General features: G+C 47.5%; 18 protein-coding genes and 1 tRNA gene. 8 read left to right on the forward strand and 11 right to left on the reverse strand.

Annotated elements, in window-relative coordinates; genetic code table 11:
• Positions 1-4: 4 nt before the first annotated feature.
• The 3 genes from tatC to tatA are packed head-to-tail and all read right to left on the reverse strand — an operon-like array spanning position 5 to position 1,287.
• Positions 5-742 carry a twin-arginine translocase subunit TatC gene (gene tatC / locus FJ444_RS09955; RefSeq protein WP_140958142.1) on the reverse strand — a complete coding sequence of 246 codons (738 nt, stop codon included), beginning with the start codon at positions 740-742 and terminating at the stop codon, positions 5-7.
• Positions 743-1,042 (reverse strand): Sec-independent protein translocase protein TatB, encoded by a 300-nt coding sequence (gene tatB / locus FJ444_RS09960; RefSeq protein ID WP_140958143.1) that lies wholly within the window; start codon positions 1,040-1,042, stop codon positions 743-745. It abuts the gene before it with no gap.
• Positions 1,042-1,287 carry a Sec-independent protein translocase subunit TatA gene (gene tatA / locus FJ444_RS09965; RefSeq protein WP_140958144.1) on the reverse strand — a complete coding sequence of 82 codons (246 nt, stop codon included), beginning with the start codon at positions 1,285-1,287 and terminating at the stop codon, positions 1,042-1,044. Before tatA ends, tatB begins: the two co-directional genes overlap by 1 nt.
• 305 nt (positions 1,288-1,592) lie before the next feature.
• Between tatA and FJ444_RS09970 the strand changes: the two genes are divergently transcribed.
• Entirely contained in the window at positions 1,593-2,552 is a 960-nt protein-coding gene (locus FJ444_RS09970) for a hypothetical protein (RefSeq protein WP_140958145.1), read from the forward strand.
• 162 nt (positions 2,553-2,714) lie between these two features.
• On the forward strand, positions 2,715-3,005 hold the full coding sequence (locus tag FJ444_RS09975) for a hypothetical protein (RefSeq protein ID WP_140958146.1): 291 nt from the start codon (positions 2,715-2,717) through the stop codon (positions 3,003-3,005).
• Between the two features lie 66 nt (positions 3,006-3,071).
• Here FJ444_RS09975 and ilvN read toward each other — a convergent pair whose 3' ends face one another.
• The 5 genes from ilvN to orn form a co-directional block, all read right to left on the reverse strand.
• Positions 3,072-3,569 carry an acetolactate synthase small subunit gene (gene ilvN / locus FJ444_RS09980; protein ID WP_140958147.1) on the reverse strand — a complete coding sequence of 166 codons (498 nt, stop codon included), beginning with the start codon at positions 3,567-3,569 and terminating at the stop codon, positions 3,072-3,074.
• Positions 3,569-5,287, reverse strand: a complete 1,719-nt coding sequence (locus FJ444_RS09985; RefSeq protein ID WP_140958148.1) for an acetolactate synthase 3 large subunit — start codon at positions 5,285-5,287, stop codon at positions 3,569-3,571. The genes ilvN and FJ444_RS09985 overlap by 1 nt, the downstream gene beginning before the upstream one ends.
• Positions 5,288-6,006: 719 nt before the next feature.
• Positions 6,007-6,495, reverse strand: a complete 489-nt coding sequence (locus FJ444_RS09990; protein ID WP_140958149.1) for a DUF4442 domain-containing protein — start codon at positions 6,493-6,495, stop codon at positions 6,007-6,009.
• 257 nt (positions 6,496-6,752) lie between these two features.
• Positions 6,753-6,828 (reverse strand) — tRNA-Gly (locus FJ444_RS09995).
• A gap of 100 nt (positions 6,829-6,928) precedes the next feature.
• The gene (gene orn, locus FJ444_RS10000) at positions 6,929-7,486 is read right to left on the reverse strand and encodes an oligoribonuclease (protein ID WP_140958150.1); all 558 of its coding nucleotides are present in this window, start codon (positions 7,484-7,486) and stop codon (positions 6,929-6,931) included.
• An 88-nt stretch (positions 7,487-7,574) separates the two neighbouring features.
• On the opposite strand from orn, the gene rsgA reads away from it, so the two are divergent.
• The 4 genes from rsgA to FJ444_RS10020 all read left to right on the forward strand — a co-directional run bounded on the left by rsgA (position 7,575) and on the right by FJ444_RS10020 (position 11,190).
• The gene (gene rsgA, locus FJ444_RS10005; protein WP_140958151.1) at positions 7,575-8,603 is read left to right on the forward strand and encodes a small ribosomal subunit biogenesis GTPase RsgA; all 1,029 of its coding nucleotides are present in this window, start codon (positions 7,575-7,577) and stop codon (positions 8,601-8,603) included.
• A 127-nt stretch (positions 8,604-8,730) separates the two neighbouring features.
• Positions 8,731-9,618 carry an archaetidylserine decarboxylase gene (gene asd / locus FJ444_RS10010; protein WP_140958152.1) on the forward strand — a complete coding sequence of 296 codons (888 nt, stop codon included), beginning with the start codon at positions 8,731-8,733 and terminating at the stop codon, positions 9,616-9,618.
• A gap of 3 nt (positions 9,619-9,621) precedes the next feature.
• Entirely contained in the window at positions 9,622-10,497 is an 876-nt protein-coding gene (locus FJ444_RS10015; protein WP_140958153.1) for a DMT family transporter, read from the forward strand.
• Positions 10,498-10,500: 3 nt separating this feature from the next.
• Positions 10,501-11,190 carry a glycerophosphodiester phosphodiesterase family protein gene (locus FJ444_RS10020; protein WP_140958154.1) on the forward strand — a complete coding sequence of 230 codons (690 nt, stop codon included), beginning with the start codon at positions 10,501-10,503 and terminating at the stop codon, positions 11,188-11,190.
• On the opposite strand, the gene FJ444_RS10025 is transcribed toward FJ444_RS10020, so the two are convergent.
• Positions 11,187-11,600, reverse strand: a complete 414-nt coding sequence (locus FJ444_RS10025) for a MerC domain-containing protein (protein WP_140958155.1) — start codon at positions 11,598-11,600, stop codon at positions 11,187-11,189. The two genes, FJ444_RS10020 and FJ444_RS10025, sit on opposite strands and share 4 nt — an antisense overlap.
• A 207-nt stretch (positions 11,601-11,807) precedes the next feature.
• On the opposite strand from FJ444_RS10025, the gene FJ444_RS10030 reads away from it, so the two are divergent.
• Together FJ444_RS10030 and FJ444_RS10035 are read left to right on the forward strand one after the other, a co-directional pair.
• Complete coding sequence (locus tag FJ444_RS10030) at positions 11,808-13,616, forward strand: tetratricopeptide repeat-containing sulfotransferase family protein (RefSeq protein ID WP_181405123.1); 1,809 nt, start codon at positions 11,808-11,810, stop codon at positions 13,614-13,616.
• 217 nt (positions 13,617-13,833) lie between these two features.
• Positions 13,834-16,953, forward strand: coding sequence for a TonB-dependent receptor domain-containing protein (locus FJ444_RS10035; RefSeq protein ID WP_140958157.1), 3,120 nt, complete (start codon positions 13,834-13,836; stop codon positions 16,951-16,953).
• A 145-nt stretch (positions 16,954-17,098) separates the two neighbouring features.
• Here FJ444_RS10035 and FJ444_RS10040 read toward each other — a convergent pair whose 3' ends face one another.
• Both FJ444_RS10040 and FJ444_RS10045 read right to left on the reverse strand, forming a co-directional pair.
• Positions 17,099-17,911, reverse strand: coding sequence for a divergent polysaccharide deacetylase family protein (locus tag FJ444_RS10040; RefSeq protein ID WP_140958158.1), 813 nt, complete (start codon positions 17,909-17,911; stop codon positions 17,099-17,101).
• Between the two features lie 106 nt (positions 17,912-18,017).
• Entirely contained in the window at positions 18,018-19,115 is a 1,098-nt protein-coding gene (locus tag FJ444_RS10045; protein ID WP_181405124.1) for a murein hydrolase activator EnvC, read from the reverse strand.
• Positions 19,116-19,139: the final 24 nt, after the last annotated feature.

Below are 19,139 nucleotides of genomic sequence, written 5' to 3' on the forward strand. Positions count from 1 at the left end.
CTGGTTATTCGTCAGACGCGTCTGCGTCGTCTTTTTTCGAATACATGCCACCTACAATGACACCAAACTCAAACAAAATCCACATAGGAACGGCCAACAGTGTTTGTGAAATAACGTCTGGTGGTGTGAGCAACATGCCCACTACGAAAGCACCAACTATTACGTATGGACGTTTCTCGCGCAGGCTGTCTGCATCGGTAACACCAGTCCAGATAAGCAACACTATAGCAACCGGGATTTCGAACGACATTCCAAAGGCAAAAAACAGTTTCAGAACAAAGTTGAGATAACTGTTGATGTCGGTTGCGACGGTTACGCCTTCCGGGGCGACAGACGTGAAAAAGGCGAAGGCGATGGGGAACACCACTAAATACGCAAAAGCCATGCCTGAGTAGAAGAGAATGGTGCTGGAAAACAGCAATGGGGCAACCAGTTTCTTTTCATTGCGATACAAACCCGGTGCCACAAATCCCCAAACCTGATATAGCACATAGGGAATGGCGATAAAAAACGACAGCACCATAGTGAGTTTAAACGGCGCAAAAAATGGTGAGGCAACGTCTGTGGCAATCATGGAGGCATTCTCTGGCAACGCATCCAGTAATGGCTGAGCCAGTAACTGGTAAAGATCGTTGGCAAAGTAAGCCAAACACAAAAACACAACCATCACACTAAGTAGTGCGCGCAGAATTCTGGTACGCAACTCAATAAGATGCGAAATTAAGCTGTTTTCTTCAGACATCTAAGGCTTTTTATACGGTTCTTGAACAGATTCAGCAGCCTTTTTCAACTCATCTACACTGTCTTGCAACTCTGGAGATAAGTCCTTCAGGCCTTGTTGCTCAGCTTTTTTCAAATTCTCATGCAGCTCGTGCACACGCAGTTGGTGTTCAACCTCTTGTTTAAAGCCGGAAGCCATATTGCGCACACTACGCACAGTTTTCAGCGTAGATCGGATGGCTCCCGGTAAACGTTCAGGCCCCAGCACCAACAGCGCCAGCACACCAATCACCAGGATTTCAAAAAACCCAATATCAAACATTATTGTTTTTCTTTAACGGCACTTTCTGTTTTAGCTGACGCCGTTGCAGCTGGCGCTGGCTTTTCTTCTACTTTTGCCTGACCTTCTTTAAAGTCGGCATCAGCTTCTTCATCGGTAACCGCTTTCTTAAAGCCCTTCACCGCACCACCTAAATCTGAGCCAATGCTTTTTAGACGCTTGGTTCCGAACAGCAACACCACAATCAATAAAATGATTAACAGTTGCCACAAACTAATTCCACCCATAAAAACCTCTTACTTACTTCTGTATACACAGTATGCCACCGACAGCGTGGCCGGGCAGTACTTTTATCCCTGAATCAGTACATTCTACCGAGGCTGCGCCGATAAGCCAGCATTTGTTAGCTGGTCTAACCGAATAATTTTACGCTAAATTACAAAGCGATCGACGCAAGCAGTAACAAAAAATCATTTGCAGGCTCCGGCTTTATCGCGCAAGCTTATAAATAGCTGTTCAGCCATTAGGACCGGGCCACTTATGATTCGTTCCACATCTGCACTGCATGTCGCAACTAAAAGGATTTAGGTATTTGAAAACACCGTTCAGTAGTAAAGGGTGTTGGTTTGTCATTTATTTTCTCTGCGCCTTGAGTACGCAAACCTTCGCCGAGGAACAAACTGATATAACGTCTCTGCCGCCGGCGGATGACGCCTGGCTGGATATTTGGCACAGCAAGTTCAGCAATTCAATGCACTACACCGCGCAACAACTGGATGAGTTTTTCGCTTTAGACGGTAGTGATAACCATAAAGATGCCCGCGCTGAAGGGCGCGTTCGCTTTGGTATTGAACCAAGAAGTCGCGACCTCATGGCTACCGATTTTCGCTTTCGCATACGGGTTAAGTTGCCGGCTTTAAAAAATCGGGTTGATTTATTGCTGTCTGATGATGATGACTATACCCGTCAGGACAACATCCGCGCTGCGAGAGACTCGGTTAATCATTTGCAGGATTCTGCCAGTCTGGCACTTCGGTATCAAAAAAGTGAAAACTCCAACCTGTCTCATCGCATCGGTGCGGGGCGTGGCGATCAATTATTTGCCCGCAGCAGATACGAAGATGAAATAGCGTTAAACGAAAAGTTACAACTGAACTACGACGGTGAAATTTACTACTACACCCGCGACCAGTTTGGAGCGGAGTTAGGGTTAAACTTCACCCGAATGCTCGCCGACGACAAATTTGTAAGAATGCAAAACCGCTATTATTTCAGAGACCGCAGTGACGACTGGCTATGGCGTCATGAGTTTCAGTATTTACGACCACTCACCGATCAAAGTGCCCTACTGTATACATTTTTTATAAAAGGCCTTACCGAACCCAACTACCATGTTACCGAAGTGTATACCAGTGTGAGATGGCGTACGAACTACCGCAGAAGTTGGTTGTTCTTTGAATTGGAACCCTTTGTTATCTGGTTGAAGGAAGAGCACTTTTCGCCTTCGTACGGCCTGGCTTTACGATTTGAGTTCTACTACGGAACAAACTAAATCGCACAACTGTTTACTTTTCACCCAATTAGTGATTAGCTTATTGTTCGACCGATTAACACACAGTGTTGATTGTTCTGGTTGCGCGTTAAGATAGAATTGGGTTTAATAATTGCCCAGAACTTTAGTCTAATGGATCGCAGAAAAGGGAGATTTGTTCGCATGCGTGTCAAGAATGCCATTCGCTTTGTGCTTTTCTTGGTGTTGTCTTTGCCTGCGTTTGCCCTTCAGCCTGAACATGATAAATCCATCACCTTTTTTCGAGACACGTTCCACACGAACGGCCCTCAAGCCGCTTTGCAACCTGAGCGCCCAGCAACGGGTAAACGCATGAACGAGGAACTAATCCAGTTACTGTTTTCTGCATTTACTGCGTTTATGGTAGTAGGTGCTATCAGAGGACAACAGCGCCAGGACTTTACGCAGTTCCGGCAAGGCAGTAGTCCGAGTTAGCTTTTGTGCACAGAACAAAAAGCCCGAATAAAATCGGGCTTTTTGGGTTTTATTAGTAACTGTGTACTAGGGACGTAAGGCCCGCTCACCGCGCGCTAAACCACATACACCGGTACGCGACGACTCGATGATCTCGGTACACTGCGCCATGGTAGTCGCAAAGGCGTCCAGCTTATCGGTGGTGCCTGTTACTTCAATGGTGTAATTACTTACCGACACATCCAGTATGTTTGCACGGAAAATATCGGCATTGCGTTTTACTTCAGCGCGAATGGCTTCCGTGCGCGTTGCCACTTTGATTAACATCATTTCACGCTCGATGTGTGCGTTTTCAGTTAAATCAACCACTTTAAGTACATCTACCAGCTTGTTAACCTGCTTGGTGATCTGCTCGATTACTTTATCATCGCCATGGGTAATAATAGTCAGGCGTGACAAACTGGCATCTTCTGTTGGTGCCACACACAAAGAATCAACGTTGTAACCACGCTGAGAAAACACACCTACAATTCGCGACAAAGCACCTGGGGCGTTTTCCATTAATACAGATATGATTCTTTTCATCAGGTTCTCTCCGTCTTACTTAAACGCATGTCGTCCATTGCGCCGTACTTAATTTGCATTGGGTATACGTGTTCATTCTGGTCTACTGCAATATCCATGAACACCAGACGATCGGTTAAGCTAAAACACTTCTCCATGGCAGCATCTAATTGATCGAGTGAATCTACTTTAATGCCTACATGTCCGTAAGCTTCAGCCAGTTTCACGAAATCCGGTAGAGAATCCATGTAAGAATGAGAGTGACGGCCTTTGTAAATCATATCCTGCCACTGACGCACCATACCCAAAGCACGGTTATTCAGTGAAATAATCTTAATAGGCAGGTTGTACTGCAAACAGGTAGCCAGTTCCTGAATATTCATCTGGATACTGCCATCTCCTGTTACAACCACAGAGGTCGCCTCAGGATGTGCAAACTGCACGCCCATGGCTGCTGGTAAACCAAAGCCCATGGTGCCAAGACCACCTGAGTTGATCCACTGGCGTGGTTTGGCATAGGGGTAATAAAGCGCAGCAAACATCTGGTGCTGGCCTACATCTGAACTCACATAGGCCTTACCATCGGTGTACTTATACAATGCTTCAATAACACGTTGTGGTTTAATTACGGTGTCGCCTTGTTCGTAGTTCAAACACTTACGAGAGCGCCACTGTTCAATTTGCTGCCACCAGTCGGCCAGTTTTTCTGTTTGAGCAGCAAACTCCTGAGGATTGAGTAACTCAAGAATTTGCTCAAGTACTACATCAACCGAACCTACCACCGGGATGTGCGCATTTACTGTTTTTGAAATCGAAGCAGGATCAATATCAACATGAATAATTTCTGCATGCGGACAGAATTTCGCAACGTTGTTCGTTACGCGATCGTCAAATCGTGCACCAAGAGCCAGAATGCAATCCGAGTTATGCATGGTTTTATTGGCTTCCATCGTGCCATGCATGCCTAACATGCCCACAAATTGCGGGTGCGTACCTGAAAATGCGCCCAGGCCCATCAGGGTACAGGTTACCGGTGCATTCAACAGTTCAGCCAGTTTGGTTACCAATCCTGACGCTTCAGCTGTTACAGCACCACCACCAACATACAGTACCGGACGTTCAGCCTTTTTCAGTGATTCAACCGCTTTCTTAACCTGCTTACTGTGACCACGCACCGTAGGATTGTAAGAACGCATTGCCACGCTGCTTGGAAACACATAGGGGTGTTCTTCCATTACGTTAACAATATCTTTTGGTAAATCCACCACTACCGGGCCAGGACGACCTGTGTTTGCAATGTAGTATGCTTTTGCAATGGCTTCTGGAATATCCACAGCACGCTTAACCAGGAAGCTGTGCTTCACGATAGGGCGTGAACAACCCACCATGTCTGTTTCCTGGAACGCATCTTCACCAATGTGCATAGACGGTACCTGGCCAGACAGAACGACCATTGGAATAGAATCCATATACGCTGTTGCAATACCGGTCAGGGTGTTAGTTGCCCCTGGGCCAGACGTGACCAGGACAGTACCCGTCTTGCCGGTCGAACGCGCGTACCCGTCTGCCATATGTGCAGCGGCCTGTTCGTGACGTACGAGGACATGTTTGACATCATCCTGAGCAAATAAAGCATCATAAATGTCAAGAACGGCACCGCCTGGGTAACCGAATACATGTGTAACTCCTACATCTTTTAGCGCTTCCACCACCATGGCGGCGCCCGACATCATCTTCACGGTGTTATCTCCTACTAGATAATTGTGCCTGTTGCAGCGTAATAGTTAACCGTAATAAGTGACAAACACAGTTTGACGAACGAGAAAAATGGCAAAATTTGTTTATCACCTATTCACGGTACGCGGACTATATCGAAGCAATTAGGAAGATCAAACAGTTTTCTGAATAAAAGTGAGACACATATCCCAATAATGGAAATAATTAGGATGAATCTTTCGATTTTCACTATTTAACCCGTTAAAACGAAATATTTTTTCACATTAAATTAACACTGAAATTGTGTAAACTTTAGCCTAATACCGCATAGATATTGGCCCTCAAGGCAATTCATCCCAAAAATATCGATTTCCATAAATATGCTAAATTAGGATAAACATTTCGTTTGATGTTTTATTTGAGAAAATGTTCGTTAGATATTGGGGAATTCATCGTCGTTGCGTCTATTTAGACTGTTTAACAATTCACTCACCCCAACAGTACCTGACTCTGATGGCGTTACATCGCCTCAGGAGCTAAACAAGCTGATCGACTCGCATGGACCCAAATGACTCAATATTTCGGCAGAGATGATAACAATGTGGCAACGCGCGTTGTTATACGATTTAGAATACGGCAACTTCACTGCTGATTGAACACTTTCAACCAGGCAGTAAAGTTGCGGACTAAGCGGGATTATCGGCTATCTGGTGCGAGCTTGTCGCTTTAGCGCTTTCAGCAATCAGCGTTTTTTTGGCACCCATGCCCAAATCATTTCGCACAGAATAGGCTCAATACCTTGTGCATCGGTTACTTTTACCTGCACGGTAACCTCCCCTTTATCCTGCTCCTGCATCTGGGCAATTTGAACATCGGTAAGTGAAGCGACGGCCAGCATGTCACCCTGAGCACGTTTCACGTACTGCAAATTCATCGACTTAATTAACGGTAACTTATCGCCAGGCAGATTCACTCCCACAATAAACCCCGTTGCCGATTCAGCCAATAATGCCATTGCTGCTGCGTGCACACTGCCAATATGATTTTGTACTTTTTTGTAGTTCTTCTGCCGGAAGGTAACCTGTGTCAGGTCTGTTTCCAGAATATCCACCTTCGCCGTTCCTGCCAGCTTCACTTTGTACCTGAACATCCAGGTTAACAAGCGCTGACGCAACCACGTAGGATACTGATTCGCTTTTTGCGCAAAGGCGCGCAGAGGGTTTGGTTTCATACATCGTTAACTCTTACTGGTCGAACCAGAAGAGTAGTCGGATCTTGTCATCTATTCAAGCGGAATGCGTGAAAGCACAATGAGTAGCGGTTCAGAACTGGTTATGTTATCTGGTTCAATGGCTTAGAAATTAAGAGATCAAAATCTGATATCAACTGTCAATCGCTGAGCAACACGCACGTTGTCACTGGCCCCTTGGGGTCGCGAATCGCTATGACTTTCTGTGTTTGGATTTTTTGTAATTTCTGAAGAGAAATTGGAGCGGGAAACGAGACTCGAACTCGCGACCCCAACCTTGGCAAGGTTGTGCTCTACCAACTGAGCTATTCCCGCTTAAGAGTGGTACTTCGTTTGAAGTGGTGCGCATTTTACAAAATTATTTATCTAACGCAATACCTATTTTCACTTTTTTTGTAATCTGCGCACTGACTGCTTAAATACTAAACACTTTTTCTCTGTAGAACTGTAATTCCGCGATGGATTCGCGAATATCGTCGAGTGCCTGGTGAGTTCCTTTCTTAGTGAAACCTTCCAGCGCGGCTGGCTGCCACCGACGAACCAGCTCTTTTATTGTACTCACATCAATGCTTCTGTAATGGAAGTACGCTTCCAACTCTGCCATGTACTTCACCATGAAGCGGCGATCCTGGCCTATCGTGTTACCGCATAGCGGTGATTTACCCGCTGGTACATATTGTTCCAAAAACGCAATAGTCTGTTTTGCTGCGCTCGACTCATCTACCTGGCTTTCGCGACAACGCTGGGTTAATCCACTCTCACCATGCACACGGGTACACCAATCATCCATGCCATCCAGCACGGCATCGGGCTGATGAACCGCAATCACAGGCCCTTCGGCCAAAATATTTAACTGCGAGTCCGTTACAATGGTTGCTATTTCCAGAACCACACAGGTCTCTGGATCAAGGCCGGTCATTTCCATATCGATCCAAACCAGATTATCTGGCGAAAATACAGCGGAAGTAGTCATGAAGCACACCTATTTGCGTTGAAGTGGTGACACATAAAGTGCACAAAAGGTATCATGCACAGCTTAAAACGCAATAAAAGAGAGCGGCGTGGCCAAGAAACCCAAATTATCCCAGCGACAACAACGTCAGGTAGCAGCAAATCGCGAAAAGCGACTGGCTCACCGACAGGCAAAATCTTCTCCGGATTTATCTTCGTTAATAGCGGGTCGCGTGGTCGGGCGATTTGGTAAACAGGCAGACGTTCAGGACCACGCCGGCGAGATTGTGCGTTGTCACATACGTCGAACCATAGCGTCGGTGGTATGCGGCGACAATGTACTATTTGCGCGCTCGGAAGTGCCAGATGAAAACCTCGGTGGCGTTATTGAGCTGGTGCAAGACCGTCGCTCAGTGTTAACCCGGCCTGACTTTTACGATGGCGTAAAGCCCATCGCCGCCAATATAGACCAAATCATCGTTGTTTCGTCGGTTAAGCCAGACTTATCCCTGAATATTATCGACCGTTATCTGGTAGCCTGTGAGGACACTGGTATTGCTCCCCTTTTGGTGCTGAATAAAGTAGAGTTATTAAGCCCCGAAGAGCGCGAATCCGTAGAGACTTCGCTACAAATTTATACAAAGCTTGGTTACCGCTTTCTGTACACCAGTTGTAAAAGCGGTGAAGGAATCGACGCCCTTCACGACACACTGCGCGATAAAACCAGTGTGTTCGTTGGCCAGTCGGGTGTGGGCAAATCCAGTATCATTAATCAGGTCCTACCCGATGCTGATGAACTGGTTGGCGAAATTTCGGAAAACTCCGGGCTTGGGCAACACACCACCACCGCAGCCAAACTATTGCCCATTCCCACTGGCGGCGATTTAATCGACTCGCCCGGTGTACGGGAATTTGCATTATGGCATTTGCCGCAAGAGCGGATCACATGGGGTTTTAAAGAGTTCCGCGACTATTTGGGCGGCTGTAAATTCCGCGATTGTAAACACCTGAATGACCCCGGCTGCATCATCCGCCAGGCAGTGGAAGACGGAGAAATTGCCCCTCAGCGCTACGAAAATTATCACAAAATTATTGCTGCAATGGACGAACAACGGCCGTCTTATATCAAACCCTCATGAACCATAACCGTAAATTGCTATGTTTAGCCACGGGATCCGGTACAATGCGCTGCATAACAGGGTCGTATATCTGAGCATTCCCAGAAGGGTTCAGGCAGACACCACAGAATAAGTAAGGAGATCCCTTTTGCTGGATTGGTTTAAAGTTAACGTACAGTACATTTTACCCAAACACCCTATTTCACGTTTGGTAGGTAAGCTTGCCGCTGCCGAAGCCGGCTCACTGACCACGTGGCTTATCAAGCTGTTTGTAAAGCAGTTTAAGGTCAACATGGATGAAGCCATGTATTCTCAGCCAGAGGATTACCGCACGTTTAACGCCTTCTTTACCCGGCCGTTAAAACCCGGCGTACGCCCCATCGACAATAGTGAAAACGGGCTTTGCCACGCAGTAGACGGCACCGTTAGTCAGTTCGGCGATATTGTGGGTGAAGACCTTATTCAGGCTAAAGGCCACAAGTTCACACTGAGTGCACTGTTAGGTGGCAATCCGGATTTAGCCGCACATTTCAAAGGCGGTAAATTTGCCACTATCTACCTTTCGCCCAGAGACTACCATCGAATCCATATGCCTATCGAGGGCACACTCACAGACATGGTATATGTACCAGGCGAATTGTTTTCCGTAAATCCGCTAACGGCCGAAAATGTGCCCGGTTTATTTGCCCGCAATGAACGTGTAGTTACCCTGTTTGATACGCCAGTAGGCAAAATGGCCATTGTGTTGGTAGGTGCCACCATTGTAGCCAGCATCGACACAGTGTGGGCTGGTACAGTGACGCCACCCGCCGGTAAACACGTAACGCACTGGCGATATGACACCGAAGGTGAAGGCGCGATTACCATTGGCAAAGGCGAAGAAATGGGCCAGTTCAAATTAGGCTCAACTATTGTTGTGTGCTTCGAAGCCGACAAAGTAGACTTTGCTGATTTGGCTACCGAACAAGTTACCCGTTTGGGTACGCCTTTTGCCACTTTCGCTTCTTCTGCGGACACGCAAGCCCAACCAGATTAATTCATGGAACCCGTTAAAAAGAGCCTTATCTCCCTGCATATCGCCGTAATTCTGCTTGGGGGTACAGGGCTCTTTTCAAATATTATTCCGCTTTCGGCTACCGACATCACGCTGGGGCGCAGCCTGTTTGCCTGCGTTGCATTGTGTTGCGTAGTGTTCATTGGCAAAGAGGGACTGGCGCTTGAACGCCGTCGCGACTACAGCATAGCTATTGGCCTGGGACTGTTAATGGCGGTGCACTGGATCACCTATTTTGCCTCCATGCAACATGCCGGGGTATCGGTAGGCATGATTGCCATGTTTACGTTTCCGGTGATCACCGTACTGTTAGAGCCTTTTTTCGAGCGTACACGCCTGGTGTGGCAGGATGTGTTAAGTACACTTGTCGTGGTGCTGGGAATAGTATTGATTGTGCCGGAAATTTCGCTGAAAAATGACATCACGTTTGGGGTGGGATTAGGGATTGCCTCTGCGGTGTTATATGCCATCCGCAACCTGTCACATCGCAAGTACTTTTCACACTACAGTGGCGCCAAGGCCATGGCCTGGCAAACGCTGGTTATTGCGCTGTGCATATTACCTTTTAGCGGCGCGTCACTACTACATACCGACATGAATGTTTGGCTGCTATTGTTAGCCCTGGGTACATTTTTCACAGCGCTACCTCATGCAATGGTAGCCAGCAGCCTTGCCCACTTGCGTGCAAAAACCTTCTCACTCATCGCCTGTATGCAACCCTTTTACGGTGTTGCATTTGCGATTGTATTACTAAATGAAAGTCCGGGGTGGAATACACTAATTGGTGGATTGTTGGTGACCTCTGCGTCGATTTATGAAACAGTAAATACCCATAAGTCAGTGGCATCCAAAAAGAGTTAATGTATGTGGATACTTGGGCATCGCGGTGCCAGCAAAGCCGCGCCGGAAAATACCCTGGCCGCGTTCTCTCTGGCCTTCGCTCAACACGCACACGGCATTGAGCTGGACACCTATCAGGTTGACGGTCAAATCGTGGTTATTCACGACCGGTGGTTAAACCGCACAACGAATGGAACAGGCTTGGTAACCTGCCAGACTCTGCCCTATTTGATGAGCCTGGATGCAGGCAATGGCGAGCGCATTCCATTGTTACAGGATGTATTCAGTTTGCTGCCACACACCGCCCTGTTCAATATTGAAATTAAGCATTTGCATTGCACAGACAGCTGGATAGCAACGGTGCAACAAGGTATCCGGCAATCCGGTTTTCCTGTGGAAAATATCATTATCTCGTCGTTTAACCATCGCTGGCTTCGCAGTATTCAGCAGGCCTGGTCCGGGGTAAAAATTGGTGCACTTACCGCAACGTATCCACAGAGCGGTTTAGGATTTGCTGAGGATCTCAGTGCTTACTCACTGCACATGGCGCTTGATGTGGTTGACGAAAATTATGTTCGGAAAGCCAAACAAGCCGGCTTAAAGGTACTTGTGTATACCGTGGATCATCCGCAGGATATGGTTATGCTGGCTGATTGGGGTGTTGATGGTATTTTTACCAACGTACCCGATATTGCGGTTAACACACTGGGTTAATTACTATCGGCCAAATGCTGGCCGCCAATCTTGCCATGGCAACAACGGCATTTTCTGCACAAACGCATGTTAAGCCAGTGTCCCACAATAATGAGCATGGCTCCCACAGCGATAGTGAATGGCTCACCGGCTTCACCAAACATATTTTTGAACCAGTAAATCGCGCCACCACTTAATAGCAGTAACAGAGGGTAAACCTGACCATGGTAACGAATTGCACCAACAATCAGTGCAACGCTACCAATCAGAATAGACAAGCTAAGAATGGTTCGTTCAAACCATACTTCACCAAATACGCTGGAGGCCAGTAAAGGAAGTACCGGAATAGCCAGACAATGCAACGCACACAAACCAGAGATCCAGATCCCTAGCCGGTCGAGAATAGTTGGATTGTCGATGGGTGACTGCATATCAAGCCTTAGTGTTACGAACGGATGTTATAATATAACAAATCCGGTATTTATCAAGTCAAAAATGCAATTCGCCGGCTAACTGCTTCAATATGCTGAACCTTTAATACGCTGCTCCTAATACGCTGCGCCACCGACTTGATGCCCCACATGTTTGCTGCTAGGCTTTTCAACTTCCTATTTCCCATACCGCCTGAGATTGTCTGTATGCCACAATCCCCAATTCAGATACGTTATGAACAGGCTGTGAATCTGGTAAATGAAGGAAAACCGGCCGACGCAATTAAACTGTTATATCCGCTTGTTCAACAATCCCCAGGGTACTATCAGGCCTGGCTCTTATTCAGTCGTTGTTTATTCGAGACTGGTTATGTAAAAGAAGCGGTGCAAATAGCCAGACATGCCGACAGCGTTGACCCATTGGTTTCGCACTTCCAACGCATCCAGCTGTGTATGCAGCATCAACGCATCGAAGAGGCAACCGGCATTGCCCGGGCTATGCTGGAGGACGTACCGCATCATTGCAAAGCCCTGTTTACGCTGGCAAGCCTGGCGTTGTCGTCCGGGCAACCAGAAGTCGCAATAGCCATATTGACACCGGAAGTGACAATGCAGCCAGCCAATATAACGCTGAGACGATTACTTGCCGATGGTTACGCCAGATCCGGGCAATACTCAAACGCTATTGCTGCAAGTAAGGTGTTGGTGCAACTGGATGAGTGTTTTGAGAATCTGTGGCGCTTGCTGGGACTGCTATTTAAATACGGCCAGTATGACGAATTTCTTCACTTCTGTGAGATTGCTGCGAAGTATGTAGATAATCAATCGGATGAATCCAGCCAATTGGCTTTGTTAAAAGGCCAGGCTTTAAGAGTATTGGGGAGACGGGATGAAAGCATTCACTGCCTTACATCCAGTCTGACAATAAACCCAAACAATGCCGAAGCCTGGCTTGCTCTGGCCGATTTCAAAGATTACGTGTTCACTGAAGCCCAAAAGCATCAACTTGAATCCCTGTTAAACCGCCCTGTTTCTGCTGAAGTAAAGTGTATGGCAAGCTTCGCTTATGCCCGCTTATGTGACGCCAAAGGCAACACTCAGGCGAGCTTTAAACACTACGCGGCTGCCAATGCGTTAAAGGTAACCAACCCCCACGTTGTTGAGGGGATTCAACAGGATTTAGCAAACATCAAACACCAATACTGCGCCAGTGCTCTTTATGAACAGGCGGAAGCGTTAAACTCGCACCCAACGCCTGTATTTATTGTGGGTTTACCGCGCTCGGGTTCTACGCTTGTTGAACAGATGCTGGCTTGTCATAGCCACATAGAAGGTACGATGGAGCAACCCACGTTGTTACATGTTGAGCAGCGTGCCAACCGTCACTCACAAACGCACTATCACGCCAAACTTGGAGACACGCTCAGTAAACTTTCGGCAAAAGAACTAACGGATTTTGGCAATATCTATCTGAAAGAAAGCGCAGTATTCCGGCATCAGAATATGCGCTTTTTTACCGATAAACAGCCTTTTAACTTTCGTCTGATAGGTCTGATCCACAAAATACTCCCCAAAGCGATCATTATTGATGTTGTGCGCAACCCCATGGATTGCGGACTCAGCTTGTTTAAACAGTATTTTCACTCTGGTGTGGATTTTAGTTATAACCTTAACCACATAGGCACGGTATATAACTATTACCGCAGTATGATGGCGCACTGGGATAGCGTATTGCCAGGCAAGGTTATTCGGATACATTATGAATCACTCATCGACGACCCAACGACCCAGATTACACGTGTCCTGAACTACATGGGTCTCGAATTCGAACCACAGTGTTTATCTTTTCACACCACCAGCCGAGCCATTCACACCGCTAGTAGTGAGCAGGTGCGCCAGCCTATTAATCGCAACGGTGTGTGTGGTTGGGTAAATTTAGCCGGAGAACTTCAGGTGCTGCAGGACAGCCTTGACCCTGTATATTTAAGTGAATCACTTGCGCTAAAGCAAACCTAAAACCAGTCTGCAAATTGTGTATACGCGATAACCCTCTATAATACACTTAACTCCCTATCTTGGTGCAATCCTGCACTCCTATGGAGCCAATTGTCAGGTTGCATTGACATTACCCCTTGCAGCACACGCCGTTAAAGGCTCGTTGCACATGGTATAAAGTATGCTTTTGACAACGTTTGCAAAAATAAAAACATCAGAACAGTCTGAGGAAACCACAATGAGCACATTCAATACACTTCACGACAAGAAGCGCTCTGCGATATCCCTGTGTATCGCAACCGCGCTGGGATTAGGCTATTCCGCCAGTTCACTGGCACAGGAAACAGAAGAAGCATTAAAGTCGGTAGAGGTGATTAACATTACCGGTTCGCGCATCCCCACCGATCCCAACGTGATCTCGTCTGTACCGGTTCAGTCAGTTGACAGCAAGGACATTGCGCTGTCGGGTGAGCTAAACCTGGCTGATATCGTGAATGATATTCCTGCATTAATTTCGTCTTCAACGGCCGAAAATAACGACACCGGTGCAAACTCACTGAACCTGCGTGGATTGGGTGCAGAGAGAACCCTGACACTGGTTAATGGCCGCCGCCACGTTGCGGGTTTCCGCGGTACCTCTGCTGTTGATATTGGGACTATCCCAAGGGCACTGGTTGAGCGTGTTGAAGTCACCACCGGTGGTGCGTCTGCCGTGTACGGTGCTGACGCGGTAACCGGTGTTGTTAACTTCATCCTGAAAGATGACTACGAAGGTTTCCAAATCAACGCCACTGGCGCCTTACCTGAGGAATCGGGCGGTGGTTCGTTTGCTGTAGACAGTTTGTATGGTAAAAATTTCGACGATGGCAAAGGTAACGTAGTATTTACCCTGTCGTACGAAAAAGAAGAAGAATTGCTGCATGGCGATCGCTCATGGTCACGTAATAACGGACTGTCTTCAATTGTGCCAAATCCAAGCGGTGAAACGCAGCGTATGCTGGCAAGTGATGTGCGTTACTGGTTAACGTCCAATGAAGGCTCCATTGCCCCTACTTTTGGCGGCCGTGATGTCACCTATGTTGATATTAACAACAACGGCATCGCCGACTGTCAGGAATCGCTGGGTGGACAAACGGGTTACCTGGCAGGTTGCTGGTTAACCAATCCAGACGGAACGGTGCGCGTAAATAGCGATGGTCCAATTTACAACGGTTTATTAAGTAGTGGTGGCGACGGTGCGAAGTTTAACTTCGACAACGACACTCTGATGCCAAACACCGATAAGTTTATTGTTAACTTAAACGGTAACTACCAAATCAACGACGAATTAAACGCGTTTTTTGAAGCTAAATACGTAAGAGCAGAAACAAACTACTATGCTGAATACGACTCTTACTACGATACGCTGTTCATTTTACCTGACAACCCCTATATCCCTGAACAGTTGCTGCCCGTAGTTGATCAGACTGGTGGCTTGTTGATCACTCAGGACGCCATCGCATGGGATGACGATGACACCAATTACGTACGTGAAACCAAGCGCTTCGTAGGTGGTTTTACCTGGGATTACTCTTACGATCACAGTCTGGAACTCGCGTTCAATCACGGCGAATTTTCTAATACCACCCGATACACTGAGCAGTATATCGACCGCGTTTTTGCGGCCATGGATGCCGTTACGGGCCCAGACGGTACGCCAGTATGTCGCTCAGATATCGACCCTACTGCTGCCTATGAAATTGACTACTTCGCTTATAACGTGAACTATGCAAATGGCGACTTCTACAGCGACCGCTATTACACCTTTACCCCTGGTGATGGCCAGTGTGCCCCGTTAAATCCGTTTGGTACAGATGCATTGAGCGATGAGGCCAAAGCCTTTATCTCTAACCGCATGAAAGACGAACTAACGATTAAGCAAACCGTGGTTACGTTAACCGCCGTTGGTCAGTTTGATAAACTGTTAGACAGTGTATTAGATGGTGCACTGGGCTACGCAACGGGTTTGGAATATCGCGAGGAATCGAGTGACAACCGCCTGGATCCTGCGGCGCTGGGTATTCTTCCGGAAGGGACATCCTACACAGCCGGACAACTCGTTAGTGAAGTGTCTCCCTGGCTGAACTTCCTCACCGGTATCGATAACGTTCAACAATTTAATACATCGGGTAAATACGATGTACTGGACGCCTTTGTTGAAGTGCGTTTACCCATCTTCCAGGACAGAGAATACGCCTACGAATTTACCGTTGACGGTGCCGTGCGCGTAGCTGACTACTCAACACTGGGTAACGCCACCACCTGGAAACTGGGCTTCTCTTATAGCCCAATAGAAGAACTGAACTTCCGCGGTACCGTTTCTGAAGCAGTACGGGCACCGAACATTACTGAGTTATTTGACCCACAATTGCCAATTACCATCAACCTGGACAATGATCCGTGCGATCCGGCAAACATTGATGCAGGTAGTTCAGTACGTCAGGCTAACTGTGTGGCCGCACTGCAAGCGGTAGGTGTTGATTTAGCGGATATCCAGGATGCCGATGGCAATTATATCTGGACTAACCCGTTAACCGCCCGTTTCTCCGGTACATCTGGTGGTAATCCGGATCTGGACGTAGAGACAGCATCGACCTACACCATTGGAACCGTATTCCGCCCCAGTTTCCTCGAAGGCTTTACCGTTACGCTTGATTACTGGAATGTAGAAATTGAGGATGCGATTTCTGCTGTTGGTCCGGCTGATGTATTAAACGGCTGCTACGATTCAACAAATTACCCGGCTATCGGTTATTGCGGACAGATTTCACGTCGTGCTGATGGCGGCTTAAACTTCCTCACAACGGGTGAAATTAACTTCGCCCGGGTTGAAGCAGAAGGGATTGATTTCTCAGCTAACTACACGTTCAACATTGATGAAAACGAGTTTGGCATCAGCGTGGTTGGCACACGCCAGAAAACCCTGAATCGTTACTATAATCCAACTGATCCTACTGATGTGGATATTGATTTGGAAGAGATTCAAACGCCTAAAACTGCAGCCAATGTTGAGTTTAGCTGGACGCGTAATGAGCTGAGTATGGCGCTGCAAACAACTTACCAAAGCCGTCAGGCTTATCAGGAAGTTGAGAACTCGCTTGGTCTTAATGGTCAGGCTATTTTGTTCGGCGAGGGCGGCGGTTTCTTCGGCAGCACACTTATCCACGACTTTAACGCCAGCTACCAGCTGGATGAAACGTTCACCGTGTTTGGTGGCGTAAATAACATCACTGACGAATCACCATTCGCTACTCAGGAAGCCTGGCCCGTTGGCCCGCGCGGACGGACATTCTTTATGGGTGTTAACTACACCATGTAATGCAGATAGTGGACGCGAGGTGGTAATAACTGCCTCGCATTGGTGCCCACCTAAATTGAAAAACGGCTGATTACACAACGTAATTAGCCGTTTTTTATGCTCGCCTATTTGGGCAAAACCACACGCTTAATCTAAGGCGAGCATGCTAACGCGGGGCGATCGGAGTAGCAGGTAATACTGCCCCCTCTGCTGTAAACAACACTTGCGAACTCCCCTGCCGAAAATAATGGCTGATAGGGCGCAGTTCAATGTGTTCAGTGTCGAGATTACCCAATTTCTGAAGTAAGAATGCGATTGATTCAGGGTGTGGATGAGCAATAGCGATGGCCTGCCCATTGTGTTTTGCCAAACGAATCAGCCGCTGCCATTGAGACTGCATGAAATCTTCGGTTAATTCATGATCTAAAAACACATGTCGGCGAGCATTCGGCACATGCTGTTGCTGCGCTACATCCTGCGCCACTGAATTGGGTGTGGTACGGCTATCAACAAAAAACAAATTCCGCTGCTTTATTTGTTGCATAACGAGTGTCATCGCTTCTTCTGAGGCGGTTAACTCACTGCCCATATGATTGTTAACCCCAATGGCAAAGGGTACTGAGTTTATCGCGTTTGCAAATGTATAGCTGATTTCTTCGGGTACCATTTGCGGCGTAATCGCACCGGGCCCGAGTGTTTTGTCGGAATAGGCAGCCATGGGTAAATGCAGCATCACTTCGCGGGACTGTCCATGGGCTTTTTTAGCCAACGCCTCTGCAAGTGGGGTATGCGGTAAAATAGAGAGCGTCACTTCGTTGGGTAATACAAGGGCCTGATCATCGGTATGGCGATAACCGATATCGTCGATGATCACGTAAATAGTGGCTTTGTTGTTTGGCGCAGCATTGCTATTAAAGCTTACCCCTAAGAGTAAACCGGCAAGGCAACACATCTGAATAAACCACTGCTTACTTGTCACTAACCTTACACGCACTGTTGTATTATTGTTGTGCGCCAAGCATACCAGCCTGAACTATCATCACCAAGAAAGGATTTTGTACAAGGTGGTGACGTGCTGAATGGGCCTATATATCCAGCCAGTCGGCGGGATTGACCGCTTTGCCTTTATGGCGGATTTCGAAATACAGATTTGGCGAACTCTGACCACCACTTTGACCCAGCAAGGCAACGGTTTCGCCTTGAGCAACTGATTCTCCGGCCTGGCGCAGTAACGCCTGATTGTGACCATATACACTCATAAAACCATCGCCATGTTCAATAATGGTGACCAGTCCAAACCCGCGCAACCAGTCTGCATATATCACCCGTCCGTGGGCAATCGCTTTTACTGCGCTGCCTTCGCGACCATCAATCATTATGCCTTTCCAGCGCACCTGCCCCTGACGGCGTTTGCCAAACAGCTTTCTCACCGTCCCATCGGCAGGTTGCAGTAACCGGCCTTTGTCTGACGTTAACCCCTTGAGTTCCTGTGGGATCTGGCTCATTCGCTCAGCCCGCTCAATGGCTTCCATTAACGCCTGCTCGGCTTCGCGTAACTGGGCTATATGCGACTCTTCACTGGCAATTTTATTGTTCAGTTGTTGCAGCGTTTGCTGCCTGTCCTGCTTACGCGCCACCAGCTCATTCTGTTGTTTTTGCTGATCTGCTTGCAGTTGCGTTAACTCGTCGGCTTTTACTTGCAACGACGCCGTTACCGATTCCAGTTCATTTACCGTAGAAGTGAATTCACTAATGTTGGCCTGTCTGGCCTGATTCAGATATTTGTAGTACGTGATGATACGCTCGAATTTAGCCGCATCCTGCTGATAAAAAATCATTTTGGCGTAATCATAGTGCCCTGCAATAAAGGCACTTTTTAACTGCCCTGCCAGCATGGTTTGCTGCTGAGCAATCGCCTGGCGTAATTCATCTCTGCGAGTGCTCAACACAGCCTGCTGTTGCTGGTTTTCCGCAAGCGCCTTGCGTGTAGCATTAAGCTTGCTCGCCACGCTACCAATTTGCTTTTCAGACTCTGCCAGCACAGTTTGCAGTTCATCAGCAGACGCCTTACTGTTCACCAGCGCCTGTTGCCTTGCCTTTAATTCGGCCTGCAGCGCAGCCAGCTCTTTTTCTGCGTCGTCAGTCTGCTGAGCGTGTGCTACGCCAGAGAACAGCAGCAACATGCAGCAAACCACTATCGCTCGGAT

Source organism: Aestuariibacter sp. GS-14, from assembly GCF_006494365.1.
In the GTDB taxonomy this organism is placed as follows: Bacteria; Pseudomonadota; Gammaproteobacteria; order Enterobacterales; family Alteromonadaceae; genus Alteromonas; species Alteromonas mangrovi.

Coding starts and splice junctions, on each gene's coding strand:
- tatC (WP_140958142.1), bottom strand. CDS start 742: ATGTCTGAAGAAAACAGCTTAATTTCGCATCTTATTGAGTTGCGTACC.
- tatB (WP_140958143.1), bottom strand. CDS start 1,042: ATGTTTGATATTGGGTTTTTTGAAATCCTGGTGATTGGTGTGCTGGCG.
- tatA (WP_140958144.1), bottom strand. CDS start 1,287: ATGGGTGGAATTAGTTTGTGGCAACTGTTAATCATTTTATTGATTGTG.
- FJ444_RS09975 (WP_140958146.1), top strand. CDS start 2,715: ATGCGTGTCAAGAATGCCATTCGCTTTGTGCTTTTCTTGGTGTTGTCT.
- ilvN (WP_140958147.1), bottom strand. CDS start 3,569: ATGAAAAGAATCATATCTGTATTAATGGAAAACGCCCCAGGTGCTTTG.
- FJ444_RS09990 (WP_140958149.1), bottom strand. CDS start 6,495: ATGAAACCAAACCCTCTGCGCGCCTTTGCGCAAAAAGCGAATCAGTAT.
- orn (WP_140958150.1), bottom strand. CDS start 7,486: ATGACTACTTCCGCTGTATTTTCGCCAGATAATCTGGTTTGGATCGAT.
- FJ444_RS10015 (WP_140958153.1), top strand. CDS start 9,622: ATGGAACCCGTTAAAAAGAGCCTTATCTCCCTGCATATCGCCGTAATT.
- FJ444_RS10020 (WP_140958154.1), top strand. CDS start 10,501: ATGTGGATACTTGGGCATCGCGGTGCCAGCAAAGCCGCGCCGGAAAAT.
- FJ444_RS10025 (WP_140958155.1), bottom strand. CDS start 11,600: ATGCAGTCACCCATCGACAATCCAACTATTCTCGACCGGCTAGGGATC.
- FJ444_RS10030 (WP_181405123.1), top strand. CDS start 11,808: ATGCCACAATCCCCAATTCAGATACGTTATGAACAGGCTGTGAATCTG.
- FJ444_RS10035 (WP_140958157.1), top strand. CDS start 13,834: ATGAGCACATTCAATACACTTCACGACAAGAAGCGCTCTGCGATATCC.
- FJ444_RS10045 (WP_181405124.1), bottom strand. CDS start 19,115: ATGTTGCTGCTGTTCTCTGGCGTAGCACACGCTCAGCAGACTGACGAC.